This window comes from Corynebacterium striatum (genome assembly GCF_016728105.1).
Lineage (GTDB): Bacteria > Actinomycetota > Actinomycetes > Mycobacteriales > Mycobacteriaceae > Corynebacterium > Corynebacterium striatum.
In genome coordinates, this window is the sequence record NZ_CP068158.1 from 378,370 (window position 1) to 403,358 (window position 24,989).

Annotated in this window: 24 protein-coding genes; 7 read left to right on the top strand and 17 right to left on the bottom strand. The window is 57.9% G+C overall.

What is annotated here, in order from left to right:
- Positions 1-119: 119 nt before the first annotated feature.
- Together I6I72_RS01750 and I6I72_RS01755 are read right to left on the bottom strand one after the other, a co-directional pair.
- A complete protein-coding gene (locus tag I6I72_RS01750; protein ID WP_005531938.1) occupies positions 120-266 on the bottom strand; it encodes a hypothetical protein in 147 nt (48 codons plus the stop codon).
- A gap of 66 nt (positions 267-332) precedes the next feature.
- Positions 333-1,583, bottom strand: coding sequence for an MFS transporter (locus I6I72_RS01755; RefSeq protein ID WP_049146323.1), 1,251 nt, complete (start codon positions 1,581-1,583; stop codon positions 333-335).
- 124 nt (positions 1,584-1,707) lie between these two features.
- On the opposite strand from I6I72_RS01755, the gene I6I72_RS01760 reads away from it, so the two are divergent.
- Positions 1,708-2,271: a hypothetical protein gene (locus I6I72_RS01760; protein ID WP_223197284.1), complete on the top strand. Its 564-nt coding sequence runs from the start codon at positions 1,708-1,710 to the stop codon at positions 2,269-2,271.
- A gap of 27 nt (positions 2,272-2,298) precedes the next feature.
- On the opposite strand, the gene I6I72_RS01765 is transcribed toward I6I72_RS01760, so the two are convergent.
- The 3 genes from I6I72_RS01765 to I6I72_RS01775 form a co-directional block, all read right to left on the bottom strand.
- Entirely contained in the window at positions 2,299-3,015 is a 717-nt protein-coding gene (locus tag I6I72_RS01765) for a hypothetical protein (RefSeq protein ID WP_141276826.1), read from the bottom strand.
- 322 nt (positions 3,016-3,337) lie between these two features.
- Positions 3,338-4,210: a DNA primase gene (locus tag I6I72_RS01770; protein ID WP_201807366.1), complete on the bottom strand. Its 873-nt coding sequence runs from the start codon at positions 4,208-4,210 to the stop codon at positions 3,338-3,340.
- 60 nt (positions 4,211-4,270) lie between these two features.
- Positions 4,271-5,965 (bottom strand): carboxylesterase/lipase family protein, encoded by a 1,695-nt coding sequence (locus I6I72_RS01775; protein WP_034657585.1) that lies wholly within the window; start codon positions 5,963-5,965, stop codon positions 4,271-4,273.
- 182 nt (positions 5,966-6,147) lie between these two features.
- Here I6I72_RS01775 and I6I72_RS01780 point away from each other — a divergent pair, with 182 nt between their 5' ends.
- A complete protein-coding gene (locus I6I72_RS01780; protein ID WP_005531928.1) occupies positions 6,148-6,942 on the top strand; it encodes a hypothetical protein in 795 nt (264 codons plus the stop codon).
- Positions 6,943-7,115: 173 nt separating this feature from the next.
- A complete protein-coding gene (locus I6I72_RS01785; RefSeq protein ID WP_201807377.1) occupies positions 7,116-10,832 on the top strand; it encodes a multifunctional oxoglutarate decarboxylase/oxoglutarate dehydrogenase thiamine pyrophosphate-binding subunit/dihydrolipoyllysine-residue succinyltransferase subunit in 3,717 nt (1,238 codons plus the stop codon).
- A 171-nt stretch (positions 10,833-11,003) separates the two neighbouring features.
- Here I6I72_RS01785 and I6I72_RS01790 read toward each other — a convergent pair whose 3' ends face one another.
- A complete protein-coding gene (locus I6I72_RS01790; protein ID WP_046645497.1) occupies positions 11,004-11,789 on the bottom strand; it encodes a hypothetical protein in 786 nt (261 codons plus the stop codon).
- Between the two features lie 158 nt (positions 11,790-11,947).
- Between I6I72_RS01790 and I6I72_RS01795 the strand changes: the two genes are divergently transcribed.
- On the top strand, positions 11,948-13,084 hold the full coding sequence (locus tag I6I72_RS01795; RefSeq protein ID WP_049062631.1) for an Mrp/NBP35 family ATP-binding protein: 1,137 nt from the start codon (positions 11,948-11,950) through the stop codon (positions 13,082-13,084).
- A gap of 22 nt (positions 13,085-13,106) precedes the next feature.
- Here the strand turns inward: I6I72_RS01795 and I6I72_RS01800 are convergent, their stop codons facing one another.
- From I6I72_RS01800 to sigE, 3 genes are all read right to left on the bottom strand, one after another.
- A complete protein-coding gene (locus I6I72_RS01800) occupies positions 13,107-13,694 on the bottom strand; it encodes a Sec-independent protein translocase family protein (protein ID WP_005531919.1) in 588 nt (195 codons plus the stop codon).
- Between the two features lie 67 nt (positions 13,695-13,761).
- Complete coding sequence (locus I6I72_RS01805; RefSeq protein ID WP_053085004.1) at positions 13,762-14,247, bottom strand: anti-sigma factor family protein; 486 nt, start codon at positions 14,245-14,247, stop codon at positions 13,762-13,764.
- Between the two features lie 99 nt (positions 14,248-14,346).
- A complete protein-coding gene (sigE, locus tag I6I72_RS01810) occupies positions 14,347-15,012 on the bottom strand; it encodes an RNA polymerase sigma factor SigE (RefSeq protein WP_005531914.1) in 666 nt (221 codons plus the stop codon).
- A gap of 132 nt (positions 15,013-15,144) precedes the next feature.
- Between sigE and I6I72_RS01815 the strand changes: the two genes are divergently transcribed.
- Positions 15,145-15,789: an O-methyltransferase gene (locus I6I72_RS01815; protein WP_005531912.1), complete on the top strand. Its 645-nt coding sequence runs from the start codon at positions 15,145-15,147 to the stop codon at positions 15,787-15,789.
- A 122-nt stretch (positions 15,790-15,911) separates the two neighbouring features.
- Here I6I72_RS01815 and glgC read toward each other — a convergent pair whose 3' ends face one another.
- Positions 15,912-17,129 carry a glucose-1-phosphate adenylyltransferase gene (gene glgC, locus I6I72_RS01820; RefSeq protein WP_005531910.1) on the bottom strand — a complete coding sequence of 406 codons (1,218 nt, stop codon included), beginning with the start codon at positions 17,127-17,129 and terminating at the stop codon, positions 15,912-15,914.
- Between the two features lie 109 nt (positions 17,130-17,238).
- On the opposite strand from glgC, the gene glgA reads away from it, so the two are divergent.
- Both glgA and I6I72_RS01830 read left to right on the top strand, forming a co-directional pair.
- Positions 17,239-18,393: a glycogen synthase gene (glgA, locus tag I6I72_RS01825; RefSeq protein WP_049145184.1), complete on the top strand. Its 1,155-nt coding sequence runs from the start codon at positions 17,239-17,241 to the stop codon at positions 18,391-18,393.
- Positions 18,394-18,416: 23 nt separating this feature from the next.
- A complete protein-coding gene (locus I6I72_RS01830; RefSeq protein ID WP_049151772.1) occupies positions 18,417-19,859 on the top strand; it encodes a GH32 C-terminal domain-containing protein in 1,443 nt (480 codons plus the stop codon).
- A gap of 114 nt (positions 19,860-19,973) precedes the next feature.
- On the opposite strand, the gene I6I72_RS01835 is transcribed toward I6I72_RS01830, so the two are convergent.
- The 7 genes from I6I72_RS01835 to dapE all read right to left on the bottom strand — a co-directional run bounded on the left by I6I72_RS01835 (position 19,974) and on the right by dapE (position 24,940).
- Entirely contained in the window at positions 19,974-20,840 is an 867-nt protein-coding gene (locus I6I72_RS01835) for a methyltransferase domain-containing protein (RefSeq protein WP_005531905.1), read from the bottom strand.
- Between the two features lie 9 nt (positions 20,841-20,849).
- The gene (locus I6I72_RS01840) at positions 20,850-21,017 is read right to left on the bottom strand and encodes a DUF3117 domain-containing protein (protein ID WP_005531903.1); all 168 of its coding nucleotides are present in this window, start codon (positions 21,015-21,017) and stop codon (positions 20,850-20,852) included.
- A 63-nt stretch (positions 21,018-21,080) separates the two neighbouring features.
- Positions 21,081-21,452 carry a hypothetical protein gene (locus I6I72_RS01845; RefSeq protein ID WP_005531900.1) on the bottom strand — a complete coding sequence of 124 codons (372 nt, stop codon included), beginning with the start codon at positions 21,450-21,452 and terminating at the stop codon, positions 21,081-21,083.
- Positions 21,453-21,455: 3 nt separating this feature from the next.
- Positions 21,456-22,190: a glucosyl-3-phosphoglycerate synthase gene (locus tag I6I72_RS01850; protein WP_201807380.1), complete on the bottom strand. Its 735-nt coding sequence runs from the start codon at positions 22,188-22,190 to the stop codon at positions 21,456-21,458.
- Positions 22,187-23,023: a dihydropteroate synthase gene (gene folP / locus I6I72_RS01855; RefSeq protein ID WP_100087683.1), complete on the bottom strand. Its 837-nt coding sequence runs from the start codon at positions 23,021-23,023 to the stop codon at positions 22,187-22,189. The genes I6I72_RS01850 and folP overlap by 4 nt, the downstream gene beginning before the upstream one ends.
- On the bottom strand, positions 23,013-23,777 hold the full coding sequence (locus tag I6I72_RS01860; protein ID WP_005531895.1) for an LOG family protein: 765 nt from the start codon (positions 23,775-23,777) through the stop codon (positions 23,013-23,015). The genes folP and I6I72_RS01860 overlap by 11 nt, the downstream gene beginning before the upstream one ends.
- 77 nt (positions 23,778-23,854) lie before the next feature.
- On the bottom strand, positions 23,855-24,940 hold the full coding sequence (dapE, locus tag I6I72_RS01865; RefSeq protein WP_049151769.1) for a succinyl-diaminopimelate desuccinylase: 1,086 nt from the start codon (positions 24,938-24,940) through the stop codon (positions 23,855-23,857).
- Between the last annotated feature and the right edge of the window lie 49 nt (positions 24,941-24,989).

Sequence of the window (24,989 nt, forward strand, 5' to 3'; positions counted from 1 at the left end):
GTAGCATGTTACATGTCAATCATTTGCAATTTTCGCAAAACGCAAATACCCCCGCACCACCCACAATCGGGCAGTACAGGGGCATAAGGAAGCTTGGAAGATGACCTCAAACGTGCAGATTAACGGTCAAAGACCTTCAAAATATCGTCGAGTTTCCGCTGATAAACTTGGACCCGCTCTTCGTAACGCTGGGCAATCGACGACACGCGCAGTAGACGGGAGGACTTGGGGGAAGCAAAGACCACAACGACGTCCTTCTCCCCCATCTAAAGCAGTTGTTCTACAGAACCGCGGTAGGTATGACCGGACAGATTGTGCACGGAACGCCCCAGCTAACCCTTACGTGGAATTCTTTTAAGGATGGCTTTTCTCTCCGCCAAAGTTTCACGGCTAAACATCCACGCAACGACACCCATCGCAGCGACCAATCCGCACACGGCAAAAGCCTTGGCAAAACCAAAGTAGTCCGCCAATCCCCCGACTACGATGGGGCCGAGGATTTGACCGAAGTCGCCGGCCATCTGAAATGTCGACAAGACCTGCCCACCGGAGCGTTGGTTGCCCACTACGTCACCGATCGCTGCCGTTTGCGCGGGATTGATAAGGCCAGAAGAAGCTCCGGCCAGTGCAGACACCACCAGGAGCGTCAAGACAGAATCTGCAAGGCCGAGCAATCCCACAAATACACCGGTGCCGATGAGTCCGATCAGAATCAGAGGGCGTCGACCATAAGTGTCCGCCCATTTTCCTGAAAACTGCAGCACTACAGCGTTGCCGAACGCGAAGACTGCCAACGCAAAACCTGATGCCGCCGCACCGTTATGGAAAACTGTTGCCGCAAACAGCGGAAGCACAGACACGCGTACGCCCATGTTGATCCAGCCTTGGGCAAAGTTGGAGGTCAACACCGCCCGGAAAGCGGTATCGTGCCATGCCTCGTTAAGTTTCATCGGCTGCAGTTTTGTCGCGTTGGGGTCATCTTCCTCAATTGCGGGCATCAGAATCCACACGACTACCGCAGCTAAGGCCACGCCGAGCCCATAGATAACAAACGGCCAACGAAAACCGAGGAAAGACAAGCTGGCGCCAAGCAACGGGCCGATGACGTTGCCCAAAAGAAAGGCAGTGGCATAGGTGGCCGAACACTTTCCACGAATGCTCGGAGGTGACAGTCTCACGATGAGTCCCATGGCGGAGACCGTGAACATCGTCGAACCAATGCCAGCCAAGGCCCTGAACACTACGATGTGCCAATACTCTTGCGAGATGGCGACGAGTCCCGTGGTCACGGCCACTGTAAAAAGTCCGCCAAGATAGACCCAACGGGATCCAAACCTATCGACAAGGCTTCCGGCACTCGGCGCAAAGACCAAACGGCTAGCGGAGAAAATGGATACCACCATTCCTGCCGCGGCCATCGAAACATCGAAGCTGACCACGAACTGCGGAAGCAGCGGCGCGATCAGCCCGTAGCCCAAAGCAATAAGGAAAGCCGCGGAGACCATAATCCAGATTTCACGAGGAATCTTTGCCGGCTGCCCGAGCGCATCGATTGGCTCTGCGGAATTCTCTTTATTTGTCATAGCAACAAACACCATAGTCCGACGTTCAGCACTTAAGTAACCAGAACTAAAGACAACTTCACCGATAGAACATGTGTTCTAAAAAAGGTCCGGTATGTCAGGCCTCCTAAATATCATCCGTGTCATGAAGAACCACAAGAACTCCCCCTACCGCCTCAACCCCAACGCTATGCCAGCTCGCCGCAACTCCACGCGTTACTCCCGCCATCCTCAAGAAACCCATTCGCTCACGGCCGGTGAACTAGCAGTTGAGATTCTTTTCCACGAGAACGAAACTGTCAACGCCCTCAATGGCGCGCTTCGGCATCCGCGCTCACTAGCCCGCCCTACACCCACATGGCGCCCACCGCTCAAGGAACTACCGTCCGTAGCAGGCTTCCCTAGCTTGAATATGACATTGACGCGGCACCGTGTAGGCGAGCGAGCTCGCGCACGCGTTCTCGGTTACGGTGAGGAGCGAGTCCCCACCTACCTGATTTCAGTACGTATTACCGACCCAACAGGAAGTGCCGTTATGCCTAATGTTGCCGAGGCATGGGTGCGTGCCATGGTGCCGCCGGCACTGGCTGACTCGATTCACGAGACTAGCCGCGGCGACGCGCACAATTTCGTCTGGCTGGTTGACAGCAACTACGTCCCAGTCCACTCCCCGGCTTCTTTGTTTACTGGATTTAGTCAGGCGGCTTAACCGCCAAGCTGCTAGCTGCCTAGGTGCCTAGGTGCCTGTCGAATACTCGGATGCTCGATACGCATCTTCGCTATAACCCTTGTTGTCCGCACTTTCTTGGAAGATATGTTCCACAATCGATCTATTTCCTGGGAACACAAAATAAGTGCGTAGCGCGATAGGCGCAAAGCGGATGAGCGTACAGGCAAGGAGCAAGGTGAATGCCTTGTCGACGGAGTGCGATAGAAGTGCTTGACAAATAATTGCCAGGCGCTCATCACCAGTAATCAGCTGGAAATACAGCAACAGGCCTGGACGCCCGATGCCATCGCTGTTTCCAAAGGAGAAAATCAGCGGATAGACGGAAACCATTCCACACAGCATGCCGCCTACGAGACCGGTTGCAATTGTTCCCGTCACATATCGGAAAAAGCTGCGGCTACCTAGCACACCGAACAAGAACCCCACCAGTATCGCCACTGGATTAAACGCTAGTGGGTATGCGGCAAAGCTTGAGGCAACAACCGTGGCGCCAACACCCGTTGCCATGCCTAATACCGGACCATACAAGATCGCAATGACCATTGTGCCGATCGTGTCAAAGTAGAACGGGATGTTCGTGCCCATCACAAGGGAGCCAAAAATCAAGTTCACTGCCATGCCCATGATGGGGTTAAACATCATGTGCCGCGGTAAAGCACCGTGTTTGGAAATCAACAGGCACAACGTGGCAACAAGGCACAGTACCCAAATCACGATGGTCAACGGGCTTTCGAAAGTATAGGTAATGCTCCAAAACTCCGAATTCATCGTCAAAGCCCACGAAACTGTTGTAAGTAACATGGCAAGCGCAACAAGTAGCTGACGCCACCTGGTACGGAGTAAGTACGGCATAGTTGTGGATTTCACTTTGTTAGATTGGGGCAGGCGGCACGCAGAGCCGGCGAAGACACCATTACCGGGAAGAAGCCAGCATAGGGACATAAATTTACACCGCTTACAAGCAGAGCTGCGATGAAGCTTGTCTGCGGGTAAGCGGTGTGTAGGTAGCTAGAGCATTCTCGCAATCCTCATGGACGCGTTTACTCTAATCCTCACGCTCTTCGTTTCCGAAGTCTTCATCATCGTCACCATCGATGTCATCGTCACCATCGATGTCATCGTCATCAATGTCATCGTCATCGATGTCATCACCGTCGTCGGCGCCGAACAAGTCATAGACATCCGGTTCTTCGAATTCATCGTCGTCGAAGGAAACCAACTGTGCTTCCCAATCCATTGCCTGCTCAGAAACAAGGTTCAAGACATCGAAGAGACGGTCGAAGTCGGTGTAAGTGCCAAGCTCTAGGGCCTCAGCGGGAACCTCAATGATAGGAGCGACGTCGTCAAGCTCACCCGCCTCGAACAGTGCCAAGCGCTGCTCCTCGCTGATACCATCCGCGTCATCAGACTCCCACAACTCGTTGATTGCCTCGTCCTCGAGTTCGTCGAACTCTTCTTCATCAAAATCAAAGGCAAGGAATCGGACAATCGCGGAAGGAACACCGTCCACAGTTTCCACCAGAACACGCAGTTCAGAGTCATTTGCAACCTCAGCCACAACCAAGTTGGGGTTGAACTCGTCCTGCACAAATTCTAGATCAGTAATGCGCTCGTCCGTGCCTTCCAAAAGGTCACGTAACACAGTTACTACTTGGTCAGTAGCGATGTGCTTGGCCACAGCCTCAACAGCGTCATCCACAGAGAAGGCCACCGAGACTAAAACCGCCTCGAAGTCTTCATCATCTTCATCCACATCCGCCGCCGCAATGTAGACGTTCGCAGCTGGCAAGATAGGGTCAATTTCCACAAACTGAATTTCAAGGTCTGAGGTAATGGGCACAAACATCACGTCATCATTGACGCGGGACTCAATCCCCTCAGCGTCCAACGCGGAAGCGATATCTTCGAAAAAGCTCATTAGTGCAATCCATCCATGTGGCAGTTGGTCACCAAGGCAAACGCCAAGGCCATTCAGATCCTACCTGTTCTCCAGCGCCTCCGTTATGAAGCCCAGGGCAGAAAGCAGTTCCGGGCGCCCGCTTCCCCACTCCAACATGTTGTAGTTTTCCCATGCTTGGCGACGCCTCTCACAAGGCGCCTGAACCACTCGCGGCTCGGAGTCAAAAATCATCGTGTTACGCTGCGGCGATGCATACACCGGCCAATCCTCGTGCGGCTTGCCCGTGCGAATGAACGAGGACCACTGAGACTGCATCAACTCCGTCATGCCATCCATTAGTGAGCTATCTCCCATTCGAGTCAGAGCCGAAACTCGGGACGCCCCCGGGTCGCCGAAGATGTTGGAAAGCTCCATCGAGTGCATCGCTCCCAACCCCAGCCATCGCAACGCCGTCGGTGCAAAGTCGAAGCGGTACATCCACGTGTTGTTCGTGCGGGAATGCGCATCCGCAACGCGAACGGTGGGCGCCCAGAACAGGGCGTCGGTAAGCAAGTGCGCAAAGTCCTTACGCGCAATCGCCCCACCATAAGCCTTGACCACCGCCGGCGCGTTCACTTCATCGAAGGAAGCCAAAAGCCGCAGTGCCGCACGCTGCCGAGCACTTTGACGCTGGTACAGGAACTTGCCGAAGCTGGCCTCATCCGAGTTCGTGCCCACCAACAGCGGGACCTGAATTTGCTTGCCCTCTTCAAAGGCCAAAAGCGGATGCTGCGGAATGAGGTCGCCATCCACTGTGGGGGCGTAGCAGGAGTTCAAATGGAAAAGCTCGCCCGCACGCCACATCATGGATTGGCCGGCCCGCACGATGTCGCCGAAATCGTGGGTGCGCAAGTCATCGACGCTCGTCGCCCGCGGTAATGCCATGCGCGATACCAATTCTCGCGCCCAGAACGTCGACTGCGTGCGCGAATGCAACATACCAATAGGGGGCGACTGCGCAATGGCACGATTGAACAATCCCTCAGCCCGCGGAACCGTCATCAGTGTCAAAACCGCAGCACCGCCAGCTGACTCCCCCATCAACGTGATGTTTTCAGGATCGCCGCCAAAAGCCGCAATATTGCGTTTGACCCACTGCAACGCCAAGAGCTGATCCGAAACCGCAGGATTTGCCGTGCACTCCCCGCCCAGGCTACGCAAATCCAGGTAACCCAATGCGCCCAAGCGGAAGTTGACGGAAACGTAAACAACGCCCATCTGCGCGGCCAACTCGAAGCCCCGCAACATCAACATGTGCGAAGAACCCACAATAAAACTTCCCCCGTGCAGGTAGACCACCACGGGCAGCTTCTCATCATTATTGGGGCGCACCACGTCTAAGTGAAGGCAGTCTTCGGAGCCTTCGACGCGGTCCTGCCAAGAATAAATGGGTTGTGGAGCCACAGCCCCGAACTGTTTGCACTCCCGCACGCCTTCCCAAGGCGCCACTTTTTGAGCAGGCATAAACCGGTTGGCGCCACCCGTATCCGCGCCAAAGGGAAGACCACGCCAGGAGCGCACCGGGGAGGAGATAGGGCGATCGGTGCGCAGATCCTCCTCAAGACTGCCGCGCACCCAGCCGCTGTCGGTACGAACGGTCAGATCATCTTCCCAGGCATTAGCAGCGGCCACCGCTGCCGCCCGTGCCCGCGCATGCGCGCTGGCCGCATGCATTTTGGCTACGGCGGAACTTGCTTCACGAGACCTCAGCCCGTAAGTTCCATCAGCATTCATATCTACAAGATTAGGAGAGTTTTACGAGCAATGTCTGGCAGCCAGCTGCGACTACGCCCATAGCAAATACCGGCTAGCCCACAGGAAGCTTTCAGGTTGAAGGCCGAATCTTACGCTACGGTGGGAAATAAACGTGGCGCGCCAGTCGGAGCGCCATTATCAATATTGAGAGGTGAACAAAAATGGCTGCTTTCTTTAACAAAGATGACAATAAGAACGGAAACGGCAACGTAGGTACTGCTGGGGTTAGTGCTGAAGGCGCTAAGGGCACTGAGGGCACTGCCCCAGAAGGGCTCGACGTTTATGACATTAACCCCGACAACGCCAATACTTTTACTAAGGCGCTGCTCGCAGGACTCGATAAGGCCGTCACTGTACAAACTTCTGTTATCACCAAGTACGTAGAAGGACTGCGCAAGCGCAACCCAGGCTCATCACCGGCGCAACTGCAGGCGCTCGTGGACAAGCATTTCCTTAACATTGTTTCCGGTACCGGTGCGGCCGCAGGCGCATCCGCTGCCGTCCCAGGCGTCGGCATGGTTACCGGCGTGGCCGCCGTCGGTGCCGAGTCCGTAGTCTTCTTAGAGTCCGCTGCGTGGTACATCCTGTCCTCCGCCTACCTGCGCGGCGACAACATTAATGACGCAGAACGCCGCCGCGCTCTGGTTCTACTCGTGTTGACCGGCTCCAGGGGAACCGCAGTGGTTGACACTCTCGTTGGTGACTTGGGCACTGTTTCGGGCGTCACCTCAGCAGCAACCTTGTCGCGCTTTTCCGCGCCCACTCTCAACGGCCTCAACGGACGCTTGACCAAGCTCTTTACCAAGCAGATCACCAAGCGCTTGAAATGGGCATGGGTTTCTAAGCTCATGCCCATGGGCATCGGCGCCGTCCTGGGTACCTCTGCGAACCGCAAATTGGCCAAGAAGGTCATGGAACACGCCCGCGAACAACTATCGCCATTGCCCGCCGCTTAAGTGTTTTCCCGCCACTAAGGGGGCCTTTTCACCCCTAACCTAGTGAGTAAAACAACACGGAACGTATCATGTGAGGAGACACTTTTCGGGGTGCCGTGTGCGCCCGCGCGAAGACGCTACTAAAGTCCCATTAACGAACCGTAATTAACAAGGAAATGAGGCGAATTCCTGCCGTGAGCAACTCGAGCATTTTCGGCCCTAATGCGTGGCTGATTGACGAACAGTTCCAGCAGTACTCCAAGGATCCAAACTCCGTAGATAAGGAGTGGCGCGATTACTTCGAGGACAACGGAGCACCAAACAATGGTGCATCTACCCCGGCGGCTGCTTCTGCGGATAAGTCCGCCAAGAAGTCGGCTCCGGTAAAGCCCGCTGCTAAGTCCGCTGCAGCTGGCGGAGAACCGGCAGCTAAGCCTAGCAAGGTTGCTGAGAAGCCTGGCAAGGATTCCAGCTCTAAGAAGACCTCTGATTCCCCGCTCGATCGCATTGGCGAAGCCCCTGAGGCAGGCGAGCGTCAGCTCAAGGGCATGTTCAAGGCAATCGCCAAGAACATGGACGAGTCCCTTGAGGTTCCTACCGCTACCACCGTGCGCGACGTACCGGTGAAACTTATGTGGGAAAACCGCGCAATGATCAACGATCACCTCAAGCGCACCCGCGGCGGCAAGATTTCCTTCACCCACATCCTCGGTTACGCCCTCGTCAAGGCAACCCAGATTCACCCGGACATGAACGTCCGCTACGAGCTCAAAGACGGAAAGCCCACCGTGGTCCAGCCTGAGCACGTCAACTTGGGCCTGGCTATCGACCTCCCGCAGAAGGACGGCTCCCGCGCACTCGTCGTTGCCGCGGTCAAGGAAGCCGAGAACATGTCCTTCTCCGAGTTTGTGGACGCATACCAGGACATCGTTAACCGCTCCCGCAAAAACAAGCTCACGATGGATGACTTCTCCGGCGTCACCATCAACCTCACCAACCCAGGCGGCATCGGCACCCGCCACTCCATCGCCCGTCTGACCAAGGGCGCAGGCGCAATCATCGGCGTTGGCTCCATGGATTACCCGGCGGAGTTCGCCGGTACTTCCGAAGACCGCCTCGCAGATCTGGGCGTCGGCCGTTTGGTCACCCTGACCTCCACCTACGACCACCGCGTCATCCAGGGTGCAGAGTCCGGCGAGTTCCTGCGCACCCTCGGCCAGCTCATTGTTGATGACCGCTTCTGGGACGAACTCTTCGAGTCCATGGGCGTTCCTTACCAGCCTTTCCGTTGGGCACAGGATGTGCCGAACACCGGCGTAGACAAGAACACCCGCGTCATGCAGTACATCGAGTCCTACCGTTCCCGCGGCCACTTGCTCGCAGACGTCAATCCACTAGGCTGGCGCCAGCCGGGCCTGCCTTGGCCGGACCACCGCGACTTGGACCTCAAGACCCACGGTCTGACCATCTGGGACCTGGACCGCACCTTCAACGTTGGTGGATTCGGCGGCCAGGAGACCATGACCCTGCGCGAGGTCGTCAAGCGCCTGCGCGATGCCTACACGCTGAAGGTCGGCTCCGAGTACGCACACATCCTCGACCGCGACGAGCGCAGCTGGCTGCAGGATCGCCTCGAAGCAGGCATGCCGAAGCCGACCAACGCTGAGCAGAAGCACATCCTGCAGAAGGTCAACGCTGCTGAGGCTTTCGAGAACTTCCTCCACACCAAGTACGTGGGCCAGAAGCGCTTCTCCCTCGAGGGCGCTGAGTCCCTCATCCCGCTGATGGACGCCATCGTGGACACCGCTGCCAGCCAGGGCCTCGACGAGGTTGTTATCGGCATGCCACACCGTGGTCGCCTCAACGTCTTGTTCAACATCGTGGGCAAGCCACTGGCTGACCTCTTTGGCGAGTTCGATGGCAACTACAAGGGCGGCCAGCTCGGCGGCTCCGGTGACGTTAAGTACCACCTGGGCTCCGAGGGCCACCATATCCAGATGTTCGGCGATGGCGAAATCGACATCACCCTGGCTGCTAACCCGTCTCACCTCGAGGCCGTTGACCCAGTCATGGAAGGTATCGCCCGCGCCAAGCAGGACCTATTGGACAAGGGCCAGGACGGCTTCTCCGTTGTTCCGGTCATGCTCCACGGCGACTCTTCCTTCAACGGCCTGGGCATTGTTCAGGAGACCATCAACCTGTCCCAGCTGCGTGGATACACCACCGGCGGCACCGTGCACATCGTGGTCAACAACCAGGTTGGCTTCACCACCACCCCGGATTCCGCGCGTTCCACTCACTACGCCACCGACCTGGCTAAGGGCTTCGACTGCCCGGTCTTCCACGTCAACGGCGACGACCCAGAAGCAGTTGTGTGGGTAGGCCAGCTGGCCACCGAGTACCGCCGCAAGTTCGGCAAGGATGTCTTCATCGACCTCATCTGCTACCGCCTGCGCGGCCACAACGAGGCGGATGATCCTTCGATGACTCAGCCAGAGCTGTACTCCATCATCGATGAGCACAAGTCTGTTCGTGAGATCTACACCCAGGAGCTCATTGGCCGCGGCGATCTTTCTGATGCAGAAGCTGAGGCAGCTGCACGTGACTTCCACGACCAGATGGAGTCCGTCTTCACCCAGGTCAAGGAAGCTGAGAACGGTGCTCCGGGCGAGCAGCATGGCATCACCGCCGCACAGGAGCTCACCCGTGGTTTGGATACCTCCATCACTGCCGAGGAGATCGCCGAAATCGGCCAGGCCTACGCCAACGGCCCTGAGGGCTTCGAGTACCACAAACGCGTTGCTCGCGTGGCCAAGGAGCGACTGAAGTCCTCCACCCAGGGCGGCATCGACTGGGGCTGGGGCGAGCTCATCGCTTTTGGTTCCCTGGCCAACGAGGGCAAGCTGGTCCGCCTGGCTGGTGAGGATTCCCGCCGCGGCACTTTCACCCAGCGTCACGCAATCCCGATCGACCCGCGCGATGGCAGCGAGTACAACCCGCTGAATTACCTTGCACAAACCAAGGGCAACGGCGGCCGCTTCCTGGTCTACAACTCCGCTCTGACCGAGTACGCCGGCATGGGCTTTGAGTACGGCTATTCCGTGGGTAACCAGGATGCTCTCGTGGCATGGGAGGCACAGTTCGGCGACTTCGCCAACGGTGCTCAGACCATCATCGATGAGTACATCTCCTCTGGTGAGGCCAAGTGGGGCCAGCTCTCCAGCCTGGTTCTGCTGCTGCCACACGGCTACGAGGGTCAGGGCCCTGACCACTCCTCTGCTCGTATTGAGCGCTATCTGCAGCTGTGTGCTGAAGGCTCCATGACCGTGGCTCAGCCTTCTACCCCGGCAAACCACTTCCACCTGCTACGCCGCCAGGCTCTCGGTTCCATGAAGCGCCCGCTGGTTGTCTTCACCCCGAAGTCCATGCTGCGTAACAAGGCTGCCGCCTCCTCCATCGAAGAGTTCACGGAGATCAAGGCCTTCCGATCCGTCATCAATGACCCGAACTTCGTTGACCACAACGGCAACAAGGTCGGCGATGCTGACAAGGTCAAGACCATCATGCTGGTCTCCGGCAAGTTGTACTGGGAGCTGGCCAAGAAGAAGGAAGCTGACGGTCGCGACGACATAGCTATCGTTCGACTCGAGATGCTGCACCCGATTCCGTTCAACCGCCTGTCTGAGGCATTCAAGGCTTACCCGAACGCTACCCAGGTTCGCTTTGTTCAGGATGAACCGGCTAACCAGGGTCCATGGCCGTTCTACAACGAGCATCTGCGCCGCCTGATTCCGGATATGCCGGAAATGGTCCGCGTCTCCCGCCGTGCACAGTCCTCGACTGCTACTGGTATCGCTAAGGTCCACCAGATTGAGCAGAAGAAGCTGCTGGACGAGGCCTTCGACATCTAAGAGCGTGTACGTGGCCGTCTGAGACGGCCACAGCTGACGGGGTCAAGTTTGCCCCCACCAGCAAGCACTAGCGCCCTTGTCTCCCATCACGTGGGAGGCAAGGGCGCTTTTTGTTGAATAGTGAACCAACTTCCGCGTGCACGCGGTGTAGCAGGCTAAGAGATGAAAAGCTTAGGACTTTGGCTTACTGCTCTTATCAGTCTTGCCGTCATCAGATGTCAGATCAGAGCCACCAGAAGAATTCGAATCTCCGCCAGTATCCATCACTGTTCCGGCGTTGGACTCCGCCATCCATTGGCCAACGGTCTCCTCGATGGAGCCCGATTTCTCGGACTTTTCAACGAGCTCTTCAATTTCTTCCTCAGTAAGGAACTTGGTCAATGAAGACACCGCTAGGCGCTCTTCCCTATTGAACAGGCCCTTGTAGTACAAGGCCACGTAATTCTCTGGAAGTTCCACATCAGAGCCTTCACAACCGTGAGCACTGGCCGGTTCCACGACCGCCAGTTCAGGCGGCAGAGCATTCATCAATGCAATATGCGTAGTGGCTAGGAAATCTTCACCAGAGGGTTCCTTTTCGTCCGCAACAAAGCGCTGCGATAGCTTTCTGGCTTCATCAGGATTAAACGCGTTCAGGAGCTGACCGGTGCACCCAATGTAGAGGTTGCTTGTCCCGTCACTGCTTTGGAACAGCGGCAATTTTTCATTCAAACTCGGATCTTCCGAAAGTACATCGTTGTTGACTATGTTAGCTGCGCGCCCCTCCGACTCGAGGGTTTGCTTGTAGAGCTCCGCCAGCACCAATTGGCGCGTGGACTGCGCATCAACTGCGATCGTCACTGTTTGAGCCACACCCACCTTGGCATCAGCAGAAGGATCAAACCTTGCGCAGGAACTGGCCGTGCCCAAGGCTAGTCCTGCGGTGGCCAGCATCGCGAGAAATGCGCGGGTTTGCATCAACACAGTCTCCTAATAGATGTTCCAGAAGATGACATCAGTGAGTTAACAAGGGGTCACAACGTCCCTAAAATTCTACACTGGGCATTTGCGCTTAACGACGCCGCCTTATCCCAGCGTTTTCCTGTGTTAAATAAAGGGCTAAGATGGGACGGGTTATGACTAGCGCTATCACAGAATCCGCCGTTCGGGAGGCCCTTTCTAGGGTTGAAGACCCCGAGATCGGCCGCCCCATCACTGAACTCGATATGGTCAAGTCCGTCAACGTTGACGGCAATGACGTCGCTGTAGAAATCTATCTCACCATCGCTGGCTGCCCGATGAAAAACACCATCGAAGCCAACACTCGCGCTGTCCTCGAGGATCTCGAGGGCGTGGGCCAAGTATCCGTCGCACTCGACACAATGAGCGACGAGCAGCGTCGCGCACTCAAGCAAAAGCTGCGCGGCGGCCAGGCAGAGCCAGAAATTCCTTTCGCAAAACCAGACTCCACCACCCGCGTCTTTGCGGTCGCCTCCGGTAAGGGCGGCGTCGGCAAGAGCTCCACCACCGTTAACCTGGCTGCCGCGTTGGTGACCAAGGGCCTTAAAGTAGGCATCGTCGATGCTGACATCTACGGTCACTCCGTGCCCGGTCTTCTAGGTTCTACCGCTGGCCCCACGGTGCTCGATGATGAGATGCTTCTGCCGCCTATCTCTCACGGCATCAAGCACATCTCCATCGGCCAATTCGTGGAGGGCAACGCCCCTGTGGTGTGGCGTGGACCGATGCTGCACCGTGCACTACAGCAGTTCCTGGCGGACGTCTTCTGGGGCGACCTAGACGTGCTCCTGCTCGACCTTCCGCCCGGCACTGGCGACGTCGCGCTCTCCGTTGCGCAGCTCATCCCCAACGCCGAGCTACTCATCGTGACGACCCCGCAGGCCGCGGCCGCTGAGGTTGCAGAGCGTGCCGGCTCCATCTCGCAGCAAACCCGTCAACGCGTTGCTGGTGTCATTGAGAACATGGGCGCCATGGTGCTACCAGATGGCTCCACGATGGATATCTTCGGCACCGGCGGCGGCAAGGTCGTGGCTGAGCGCCTGTCCACCATCCTCGGCTACGAGGTGCCGGTCTTGGCTGAGATCCCACTCGACCCCGCTCTGCGCACTGGTGGCGACGCTGGCGAGCCGATCGTTAAGGCCGCGCCTGAGTCCCCCTCCGCGCAGGCGGTCAAGGGGCTAGCCGATAAGCTGGCCATCCGCTCCGACTCACTCGTAGGCAAGACCCTCGGACTCGGGGTTACCCGCCACTAGCCACGAGCCGGGCTCGGACGAGCTAGGTTACGTCAGCCCAGGAGAAGCCGGAACCTGCTGCATGACCCCCGTCATCGGAAGGTTTCGGCTTTTGGGCGTTTTCATGCCCCTGTGGCGCCTGTGTTTGCGCTCGTTGGCCCTGCTGGCTGGGCTTGGAGTGCGAGGTGTTTTGCTGGGGCGCATAAACCTGCGAGTAATCAAAGGTCGGCCTATTCTGCGTTGGGGTGGACGAGCTCTGCGTACCCGAGGCTGGCTGCTGCGGCTGGTTTGAAATCACCGGCTTGCCTAGGCCCTCCGTCATCTTCTTAGGGTCGAAGTCATCCCACGCGGATTCATCGCCGTCGAAAAGCGCCTTGGTGATAACGCCACGTGGGCCCATGCGAGTCCACTCTGCGGCCTGGCTGATGGGGCCACGCAGTGAGTCGAATTCCTCACCCAAGCCGCTCAGATCGCCTTCCAGCTCTGCTTTGGCGTTGTTGATGGCCTTGCGCGCGGCATAGATCGCAGCCCGAATATCGGTAATAACCCCAGGCAAGCGCTCCGGGCCGATGACAACAATTCCGATGAGAACGATGAACGCTATCTCGAGCCAACCGATTGAAGAAAACACGGTGTCATCTTATCCCTCTCAGCCGTCTTCTGCTGAGGCGACACCTCCACCAATTATGGGGACGAAGCTATTTACGGCCTTGGTTGTGCTTAACCGCGCGGATAACCATCTCAAACTTATCGAGGAAATCCTGGGGTGAAGCTGCCTGACAAACCTCTTCAGCCCTTGCTTCGTTAGAAGTGCGCATTACGGTCGCGGCGTCACTAGCAATGCCGGCGAGCTTGGCCATCAGATCTTTGGGCGCGCGGACCTGGGCATCGACGTTGCACTGGCGCAGCCACTCGGAAGCGTGCCGCTGCTCGTGGACGTCTGCGCGGCACTCCGAGCAATGAACCAAGTGCACTCGCACGCGGTGTTTTGCCTTCGGCTCCATTTCACCGTCGACAAAGGCTGCCACAGCTTCTGGCCCAAGGTGACCAATGGTGTCGCCACGCCGCGCTTTAGCTTTGGCTTTATCGCGAGCTTTGGAATGGGCACTATCGATGCTGGTTTCAGTGCCCACCACCCCACGCAGAGAGAAGGCGGCGCGGCGTTTACGTTCGAAGGATTCCATGAACTATTCCCACCTTCTTTCTTATCGAGGCGTCGCCGTTATTTTGCAGCGCGTTGCTATCTCCCACCATAGACGCCGAACGGCGCTCGGTGTGGAACGCTAGCGAGTGCGCAACAGCACGCGAGCGTCGTCGTTAGTCTGTGCCGCGTTCTCCAAGGCAGCGCGCAGCTGCGAACGGCCACGGTGGATGCGGGAACGAACAGTACCCAATTTCACACCCAGAGTCTCTGCGATTTCGTCGTAGCTCATGCCCACAACATCACAAAGGACCACGGCGACGCGGAAGTCAGGGGCAAGCTCATCCAAAGCCTTTTGCAGAACTGGATCCAAGTTCGCCACAGAATAGGCCTGCTCCGGGGTCATGTCCGTTCCTGGGACACGTTCGTAGTCCTCCGGCAAAGCCTCCATACGGATCTTGGCGCGGTGACGGACCATATCAAGGAACAGGTTCGTGGTGATGCGGTGCAGCCATCCATCAAAGGTGCCGGCTTGGTACTTATCCAGTGAACGGAAGACTCGCATGAACGTTTCTTGAGTCAGATCCTCCGCATCTTGCTGGTTACCAGAAAGGCGGTACGCCAAGCGGTAAACAGAGTCTGCGTGCTCAGCCACCAGCTCAGCCCAGGAAGGCATGGCTGCAGTGCCCGCGTCAAAAGCAGCCGTTCCAGTCAGTTCCTCCTGCGCATCAGCGAAGGATGCAGGAGCCCCCTCGTGTGCTTCGCCGAGAGAAGATTCAACGATCTGCTTTTTTGTCATGCCAATCATTTTTCTATACCTAGCTTCAAAACGCCAGACATTATTCTGTTAAGACTCTGTGAAGAGAAAACATCTATCTCATCAGTAACAAACCTGGCGTCTTGACACCGCGCACGTACAAAATTACCTAAGGTTTAGGTTGTGACTATTACGGCATACGACGCATTGCGTTCTTACATCGAATCCACCAGCGACGTTTCTGAGGCACTCGCCGGAGCACGCTCCCATGCTGAGGAATATGGCCTGTCCGTTCCTGATGAAGCAACAGGACAGCTGCTTACCTCCCTCACCGCCACCAGTACTGGCGCTGAGCGCGCACAGGCAGTGGCAATCACCCCGGCTGCCGCCGTGGTAGGAATCTATCTCCTCCAGGGTTTGCCCGAAAACGGCATCGTCACCTGTATCGACCCGGAGGCAGAGCACCAGGCCATGGCCAAGGCCACCTTCCGTGAGGCTGGATTCGCCACCACGCGTGCACGCTTCTTGCCTTCTCGTCCACTCGAGGTGATGGGCCGCCTTGCAACTGACGCCTACCAGCTCATCTTCGCCGACGTTCCTGCACTGGATATGCCTGCACTCATCAACGCCGCATTCCCTCTGCTGCGCCAGCACGGCACCTTGGTACTGGCCAATTCTCTCCTCGACGGAACGCTCGCAGACACCACGCGTACTGACCGCGACACTGCGGCAGCCCGCGAGGCAGATGAACTCGCGCGCTCCCTCGAGGGCGCGATTGTCACGCGTCTTCCATTGGGCTCGGGACTTACACTCATCACCAAGCAGTAGCTAGCTGTCACAACTCTTGAAAGACTAGCGACGAACTGGGCACAAAAAGCCGGGGCGGAGCCAACCTTTGAAAGGAAGCTCCGCCCCGGCTTTAATCGCAGCCCAAGTCCTAAGAGGCGATTTTATACAGTCTCGTTCTTGCCCACGACCACTACGCCGCCATCAGAGACCTTGAAGCGGGCTTCATCGCGCTCGCGGTCAACGCCGATAATTGCGCCATCGGAAACAACAACGTTCTTGTCCAAGATGGCGTGGCGAACCACCGCCCCCTTGCCTACGCGCACACCTGGCAAAAGGACGGAGCCCTCTACCGTTGCACCGTCTGCAACATGGACGTCCGAAGAAAGGACGGAGTTGCGGACCGTACCGCCAGAGACGATGCAGCCAGGAGCCACCATTGACGATTGTGCGATACCATTTTGCACAAACTTTGCTGGCGGCAGGTTGGACTCATCGGTGGAGTGAATCGGCCAGCGGTTGTTGTACAAGTTGAAGATTGGGTGCACAGAGATGAGGTCCATGTGCGCCTCGTAGAACGAGTCGATGGTACCTACGTCGCGCCAGTAGCCGTGGTCACGCTCAGTTGAGCCAGGAACCTCGTTAGCCATGAAGTCATAAACATGAGCCTGACCGCGCTCAACGAAATAAGGGATGATGTCGCCACCCATGTCATGATCAGAGTTCTCGTTCTGCTCATCCTCAAGCAGCGCCTCAATCAAAGCGTCGGCGGTGAAGACATAGTTACCCATCGACGCATAAGTCATGTTCGGATCATCTGGCGTTGATGGCGGGTTCTCTGGCTTTTCCAAGAACTCAGTGATTGAGCCCATGCCATCAGCCTGGATACAACCGAATGCAGACGCCTCTGAGCGCGGTACGCGAATACCAGCAACGGAACAGTCCAAGCCGGTGGCGATGTGCTCTTCGACCATCTGCCGGGGATCCATGCGGTAGACGTGGTCAGCACCGAAGACGATGACATAGTCAGGTTTCTCGTCATAGATAAGGTTGAGAGACTGCACGATGGCGTCCGCAGAACCGCTGTACCAACGCTTGCCACGGCGCTGCTGTGCCGGAACGGAAGCGATGTACTGGGAAGTAGGGCCCGACAAATTCCAGGCCTGCGAGATGTGACGGTCGAGGGAGTGGGACTTGTACTGAGTCAAGACTGCAATCTTGAGATAACCCGCGTTGACGAGATTCGACAAGACGAAGTCGATTAAGCGATAGGAGCCGCCGAAGGGAACGGCGGGCTTCGCGCGATCCTCCGTCAACGGGAAGAGACGCTTACCTTCGCCGCCGGCGAGGACAATGGCAAGGACATTAGGCTGCGTTTTCACATGTTCCAACCTATTCACTTTTCAAACGTTTCGCAGAAGAAATATCTGTGAAACTACCCCCGCGATCTTTTTCTGCACACGGTTAACTTAATCCGTATTCTGGGAGGGCATGAGAGCCGGAATTTTTTCCAAAGAATATCCACCAGAGATTTATGGTGGCGCAGGCGTACATGTCGCCGAACTAACCCGTTTTATGCGCGAACTCATCGACGTATCAGTGCATTGCACTGGCGCGCCCCGCGACGAAAAAGATGTCTTCACCCACGGGGTTGATCCGGAGCTGACGCAAGCTAACCCCGCTATCCAAACGCTGTCCACCGGATTGCGCATGGCCACTGCCGCCTCCGACATCGATATCGCACACTCACATACGTGGTATGCCGGATTGGCTGGGCATCTTGCGGCGCGCCTCTACGACATCCCGCACGTAGTCACTGCGCACTCTTTGGAGCCGCATCGCCCATGGAAGCGCGAGCAGCTCGGCGGCGGCTACGAGGTTTCCTCGTGGTCAGAGAAGAACGCCATGGAATATGCCGATGCCGTCATCGCTGTGTCTGCCGGCATGAAGGGCGCTATCTTGGATGCTTATCCCCGCATCGATGAGTCCAAGGTGCACGTTGTTCTCAACGGTATTGACACCCAGCTGTGGCAGCCGCGCCAGGCTGACTACTTCGACACCCTGGGCGTCGACAAGCAGCGCCCCGTCGTTGCTTTCGTCGGCCGCATCACCCGCCAAAAGGGCGTAAAGCACCTACTCAAGGCTGCAGCCCAGTTCGACAAGGACATCCAGCTGGTCCTCTGCGCCGGTGCTCCAGATACCCCTGAAATCGCTGCGGAAACCAAGGCTCTGGTCGAGGAACTACAGTCCACCCGTGACGGGGTCTTCTGGGTACAAGAGATGCTTTCGCGCAGCCTTATCCAGGAGGTCTACTCGGGCGCCGAAGTTTTCGTGTGCCCTTCTATCTACGAACCGCTCGGCATCGTGAATCTCGAAGCCATGGCGTGTGGCACCGCCGTCGTCGCTTCTGACGTCGGCGGCATCCCCGAGGTTGTCGTGAATGGTGAGACCGGCGTGCTGGTCCACTACGACGAGAACGATACAGCTACCTTTGAGTCGGACCTCGCCGCGGCTGTCAATCAGGTTGCTACTGACAAAGAGCGGGCTGCTGCATTCGGCCAAGCTGGCCGCAAACGCGCAGTCGACGAGTTCTCGTGGGCCACCATCGCTTCCCAAACCGTCGACATCTACCGCGCCCTCGTATAGGCACATTTCTAGGAAGGTTATTCGTGACAACTCATCGTCCTGAACTGCACTTTGTTCCGGAATCGGGAATTCTTGAAGCACCTGCCGGGGTCCTTCTCGATGGCACCACTTGGCATCTGTTCTTCCAGTACCGTCATGAGCTTTCTGCTCCGGCGCGTTGGGGCCACACATATTCTGAAGAACTCCCCTTCGACTGGCTGGAATGCGACGACGTCCTGGCCCCTGTCGGCGGCGAGCTTTCCCTGCGCGCGGGCTCCGTGGCAGCGGGGGAAGACGCCATCAATCTTTACTTCACCTCGGTGACCTCCACCGGCACTTCGGTGCGTTTGGCCCGCTTCACGGACTTCCAAGACGTGTGCGAGATTTCTGATGACAGTCACTCGTTAGATCCAAACGTTGTCCGTTATGGCGAAGTGGCTAGCTCCGTCACCAACTACTCGCGCTTCCGCTCCCCTTCGGTTGTTCCGGATTGGGCGGCAAAGGACCGCGACGAGGGCCACGAGGGCTGGCTCATGCTTGCACTGACTGGGCACTCTGATGCGCCGCTTCCGGTAATTCTCCGTTCTGCAGACGGTCTATCCTGGGAAGTCGAGGGCCCGCTCGAATTCAATGGCGAGCCAGGTTTCAACGAGGGCGAGGTGCCGGCGAACTCCTCTATTCCGCCCGTCGTTTCCCCTCGCTTGGTGCGCCTGCGTGACGAGGTGGACGGCCGCATTTACGACGTCCTCCTTCTTACCCTTGAACGCAACAATCGCGACGTGTCCGGATACTTGGTGGGCCGCTTGGAAGGAACCACCTTTACTATTGCGTCTGGCTTCCAGCGCATTGACTTCGGCCATGACTTCTCGCGGCCGCGCAATACCAACACCACTGATGGAACCATTCCGCAGGAGACGCGTTACGACGAAGCCCTCATCTTCGGCTTGCTCAACGGCAATGGCCGCGGCGACGATCCCACGCTGCACCCATCCTTCAAGGAGGAGGGGTGGGCCAATACGCTGGCGCTGCCGCGCCACCTGACCCTGCAGGGTGGAAAGCTCTTCCAGACTCCGCCGCGTGGCCTACCGGACGCAATCCGTCAGTCTGAACGCGCCCGTTCCTGGACCGGCGTACTGGACGTCCCAGAGGGCTCTTCCGTCACGGTAACTCTGTTGGACGGCAACGGTGAACCAGCGGCCGTGGTCACCCACGCAGGCAGCACCTTGACGCTTGATCGTTCTATGGCTAAGGCTTTTGATTCCTATTTCAAGGACTCCGAGCCGGCCATAGCTCAACTCGCGGAAGGCGACTCTGATTCCCTAACCATCGTAGTCGACGGCGCCACTGTAGAGGTCTACGCCGACGGCGGCCAGGTAGCAATGGGCTCCCGGGTCTACTTCGAGAAGGGCTGTTCCGATGTCATCGTTGAGACTTCCGGCGATGCTGTAATCGAGCAATCCTGGCAGCGCAAGGGCTCTAAGCTCTAAGGCACAACATTTAAAGACTAAAAGGCTGGAGACCCCCACGTGGTCTCCAGCCTTTCTGCATGTCCCTCCCTAGCCCTTAACCTAGGGTCCGGGGGTTCACGCCTTTTAATTGGGTTATACTGCGCGCAATCGGTCGAGACGCGCACGCGCAGTAACCGTCATAGATTCAGGAAGCAGCTCCATCCGCTCTGCAAGAACTTCAGCGCCCAGGTGGCGGGCCGAAGGGCTCATTCCCACCTGCGCTGCGATGGAAGCGCGGTCGAGTTTCATCGGGAAGGATAGGTCCACAGGGTCGGCTGCTTGCTCGAGATGGCCTGCGGCTTGCTCGTACATGCGCTCAATCTTGCCTTCCTCTACGCCCAGGATTCCTAGAGGTTCGCGCAATTCATCCAAGTGGCCCACACCAGGGGTCAAGACGATAACTTCGCCGCCCGGGCGCAAAATACGTTGAAACTCGGCTGGGTTGCGAGGGGCAAAGACTACGGAAATCGCATCCACCGAATCGTCCTGCAACGGAAGGCGTTCCCACACATCCGCTACAACTGCGCCGACGCGTGGGTGGCACTTTGCCAAATGCTTGGCAGCATGTGGTGAAATATCGAGGCCGATGCCGCGTGCGTCCGCGATGGAGTCGAGGGTGTGCGCTAGGTAATAGCCTGTGCCAGCACCTACTTCAAGCAGAGTCGGGGCAACGGTTTCTGGCAGTTCGGCTGCATCCAGTGCATCCTGGACCGCGCCAGTGACTGCTTCCACGAACGGCGCAAAGTGCCCGAGGGAGAGGAAGGTCTCGCGGGCATTGACCATCTCGATGGAGTCGCCCTTATGTTTAAGCCCTGCGCCTGCCGAGAGCGTGACGTAACCTTGCTTGGCTACATCAAAGGAATGGCCCGATCCCGATACCAGGCGGGTGAAATCATCCGCACCGGTGAGAGCAGAGCCATCGTTGGGGTCGGCCAGAACATCGATGATGTGTGAAAGCATGCTTTCAGACTAGCTGGAAACTTCAGTTAGGAGTGAACCGAGTTCAGCTGCTTCCTCTTTGGTGAGTTCAACGACGATTCGACCACCACCATCGGAGGGGATTCGCATAACAATCTTGCGGGACTCCTCAACTGCTTCCATTGGCCCACCTGTCGTGCGTGGCTTCATAGCTGCCATAGTTGTTCCGCTCCTTTGGGATTCAAATTATTTGGGTTACCCCAACCACTCTACGCCGTTTTCCTAGTCACGTTGCGGACTAGTGTTTTTAAGCGGCGCAGATAGGCCTTGCTTTCCAGATTCGGCGGATTCCTCTGTTGCTGCAGCCGTTTCACCGGTGGAAGCTTCAGAATTGGTGCCTGTGGAGGTCAGACGTTTTTCCAGTTCGTTAAGGAGAGCGTCGACTTGGGTCTGACGGTAGCCATAAGAGACAACGTCAAAGCGGATGTCATCAAAGCGATCCTCGCGCAACGCCTTCCGGTTGTCTTCAACAAGGTCACGGCGTTCGTCAAGGTCGGAAAACACCTCGCCACGCCCAAAAATAGAACCCCACACCCAGGTTCCTAGGATCACGAGCGCGAGCAAAACTGCAATTAACAAAATCCACGACAGCATAGGCTAGAGCTTACTGTTAAGGGCGAGGCGTTGATCAATAGGACCTACGACTGCGGCACGCGAGAGGATTGTCTGCGCCACGACATCAGCCATGGGGGCAAGCTCGTGGAGGTGTCGGTTGCGATGCACGCGCTCTCCTAAGTCCACCTCGGCGATTGATTCCACGCCGTAGCGCTTGGCGACGTCGATTAGCAGTCCTGCTTCGACCCCGTACCCGGAGACAAACGGCAGGGCACATGCGACGTCGCGTCGCAGCGCATACTCCCCGCCCAGCGGTTGGGAGATGACGCTGAGCTCAGGGAAAAACATATGCAACAACGGCTTTGCTGTGAGCTCCGTGACGCGGCCACCGCCGCTGGGAGCGCCGTCGATAGTGCGGCGGTAGGTAGCCTTCACCATTTGTATTCGCGGTTCAGTAAACGGAGCAACAAGCTCCTTGACCATTCCCGGCCGGGCAGATTCTAAGTCTGCATCGACAAAAACCACGATGTCTCCTCGCGCGGCAGCTACCCCGCGCCATAGGGATTCGCCTTTTCCTGGGCGAGGAGAAATGTCGGGAAGGATGTCCCGCCAGTTGTGCACCGTCGCCCAGGCGTCACGCGCGCGTTGCGCAGTGAGATCGACGGAGTCGGCATCGATGACGAGGACCTCTGCCGGGTTATCCGCACGGCAGGCGCGTACGACATCGGCGACGGTGGCTTCCTCATTCAACGCGGGGATGATAACGCTGACGTTCATGCAAGCCCACGTGTTGTGTTCAGCGGCGCCATGTGCCCCTGGATGGCGGCGGTCATGCGGATGACGTCGAGGGTTTCCGCAACCTCGTGGACGCGAAATGCTGCCACGCCATGCGCGGCAGACCAAGCCGTGGCCGCCAGAGTGCCAAAGACGCGCTCGCCGACGCCGCGATCCAAGGTCTCCCCTACGAAGTCCTTGTTTGATAGGGCCATGAGCACCGGCCAACCGGTGGCCACCACCTCGTCAATGCGACGCAGCAGCTCCAAACCGTGGAAGGTATTCTTGCCAAAGTCGTGTGTGGGATCGATATAGACCAGCTCTTCCGGGCAGCCAAGCGTGGCTGCCTTTTCCGCCAGCGCCGTAGTCTCGGCGATGACGTCTGCGACGACGTCGTCAAAGTGCACGCGATACGGACGCGTGCGCGGAGTCACGCCGCCGGTATGGGAACAGACGTAGCCCACCTTGTGCTGGCCGGCTACCTCAATGAGCTCGGGATCCCATCCAGCCCAGGTGTCGTTGACGAGCGTGGCGCCGGCGGCGATGGCTGCCTCGGCCACGCTGGCACGCCACGTATCGACGGAGATGATCACGTCCGGGTGGCGTTCGTGCGCCGCAGCGATGGTGGGAACCACGCGATCGATTTCTTCCTGTGCATCGACGGCTTCGCCAGGCCCAGCCTTCACGCCGCCAATGTCGACAATGCTGGCGCCCTGTTTGATGACCTCCGAGCAACGCTCAATGGCAAGTTCCTCCGCGAAGGTGGCGCCTTTGTCATAAAAAGAGTCAGGGGTGCGATTGACAATCGCCATGACTCGGGCGAGGCTAGCGCTCATTGCGGACTCGCTTGTCGCTCATCACCTTGTGGCACTCCACGATATGGGCAACCGCCTCATCGACGTCATCGGTGACGAGGAAGAGATCGAGGTCCTCCGGGTTGATGAAACCACCCGCCGCCAAGGTGGACTTGAGCCATTCAACGAGACCCGACCAGTACTCGGTACCCATGAGCACAATTGGGTAGTTGGTCACCTTGCCGGTCTGAACCATGCACAGCACCTCGAAAAACTCGTCCATGGTGCCCATGCCACCAGGCAGGCAGATAAACGCCTGAGAGTACTTGAGGAACATCGTCTTGCGAGCAAAGAAGTAACGGAAGTTCAGTCCCAGGTCCACGTACTCATTGAGCCCCTGCTCGTGCGGGAGCTCGATGCCTAGGCCCACGGAGAGCCCATCTGCTTCATATGCGCCGCGGTTGGCGGCCTCCATGACGCCGGGGCCACCGCCAGTGATGACGGCATATTCCGACTTGGCCAACGCCTCGCCAACGCGCACGCCCAGGTCGTACTCTGGTGTGCCCTCCCCCATGCGCGCTGAGCCAAACACGGTAACTGCTTTGGGCAGCTTGGACAGAGCGTCGAATCCGGCCACGAACTCACCCTGGATGCGCAGCACTCGCCACGGATCGGCGTGCTGCCACTCGTGGTCAGCGCCGGACTCCAAAAGGCGCTGATCGAAGGTGGACTCTTGCTGGCCATCGGTACGCAAAAGCAGTGGGCCACGGAGGGTGCGGTTTCTTTCAGGCGACATGGGATACTTCCTTGTTTTCGGGGTGCTTTGGGACGCTTGGGGTAACTGCGGGAGGGTGGCTTGTACGACTGTAGCGCCTAAGCGGTGGTCAGGTACTGCAGGAGTGCAGTGGATACGGTAGTGATCTGCTCGATGGGGACCTGCTCGTCCTTCTTGTGAGCAAACCCGGGATCGCCCGGGCCAAAGTTCACGGCCGGCGTGCCCATCTCGGAGAAGCGGGCCACGTCGGTCCAGCCAAACTTGGCGCGGAACTGGCCGCCGACGGCGTCGACAAGCGCGCGTGCCGCAGGCTGTCCCAGCCCGGGAAGTGCCGCGCCAGCTTCGTCGTCAACCTCGATGCTGACGTTCTCGTGCTCGCCGATGACCTCGCGCATGTGCGCCATTGCCTCCGGCAGGCTGCGGTCCGGCGCGAAGCGGAAGTTGACGAACATCCAGGCCTCGTCGGGAATCGTGTTCGTGGCCACACCCGACTCCAGGTGCACGATGTTCAGGCCTTCCTTATAGGTACAGCCGTCGATGGTGACCTCACGCGGAACATAGTTGGCCACGTTCATCAACACCGGAGCCAACGTGTGGGCAGCATTAGAGCCCAGCCAGGCGCGGGCAGAGTGGGCGCGGGTGCCGTGGGCCGTGACCCGCAGGCGGATGGTGCCCTGGCAGCCTGCCTCGATCATGGCGCCGGAGGGTTCGCCGAGCAGCGCCAGATCACCGTGCAACCACTCCGGATGATCCTTTTGTAGGTGTCCCAGGCCATTGAACTCGGTGGCCACCTCCTCGCCCTCATAGGCGATGACGGTGAGATCGTGGGCGAGCTCTGGGGCGTCGTAAAGCGCGGCGAAAGCATGCAAATACACAGCCATGCCGGATTTCATGTCGACGGTGCCGCACCCCCACATGATGTCCCCTTCCATGTGGTGGGGAACGTTGTCAGCCAAAGGCACGGTGTCGATGTGGCCAGCCAAGACCACACGGGAATCTTTGCCCCAGTTGGTGCGCGCGCATACGGTATTGCCATAGCGCACTACCTCGACTTTTTCGCTGTCGAGGCCGCGCAGGGCGGCTTCGACTGCATCGGCAATCGCCTCCTCGTGATGCGATGGGCTCGGAATATCAACGAGCGCTTTGGTCAATTCGATCGGGGACGCAAACAGATCTAAAGTCACAAAGCGCCATCGTAGCGTCCACGGATGTCTGCTGCATTGTGTAATATCC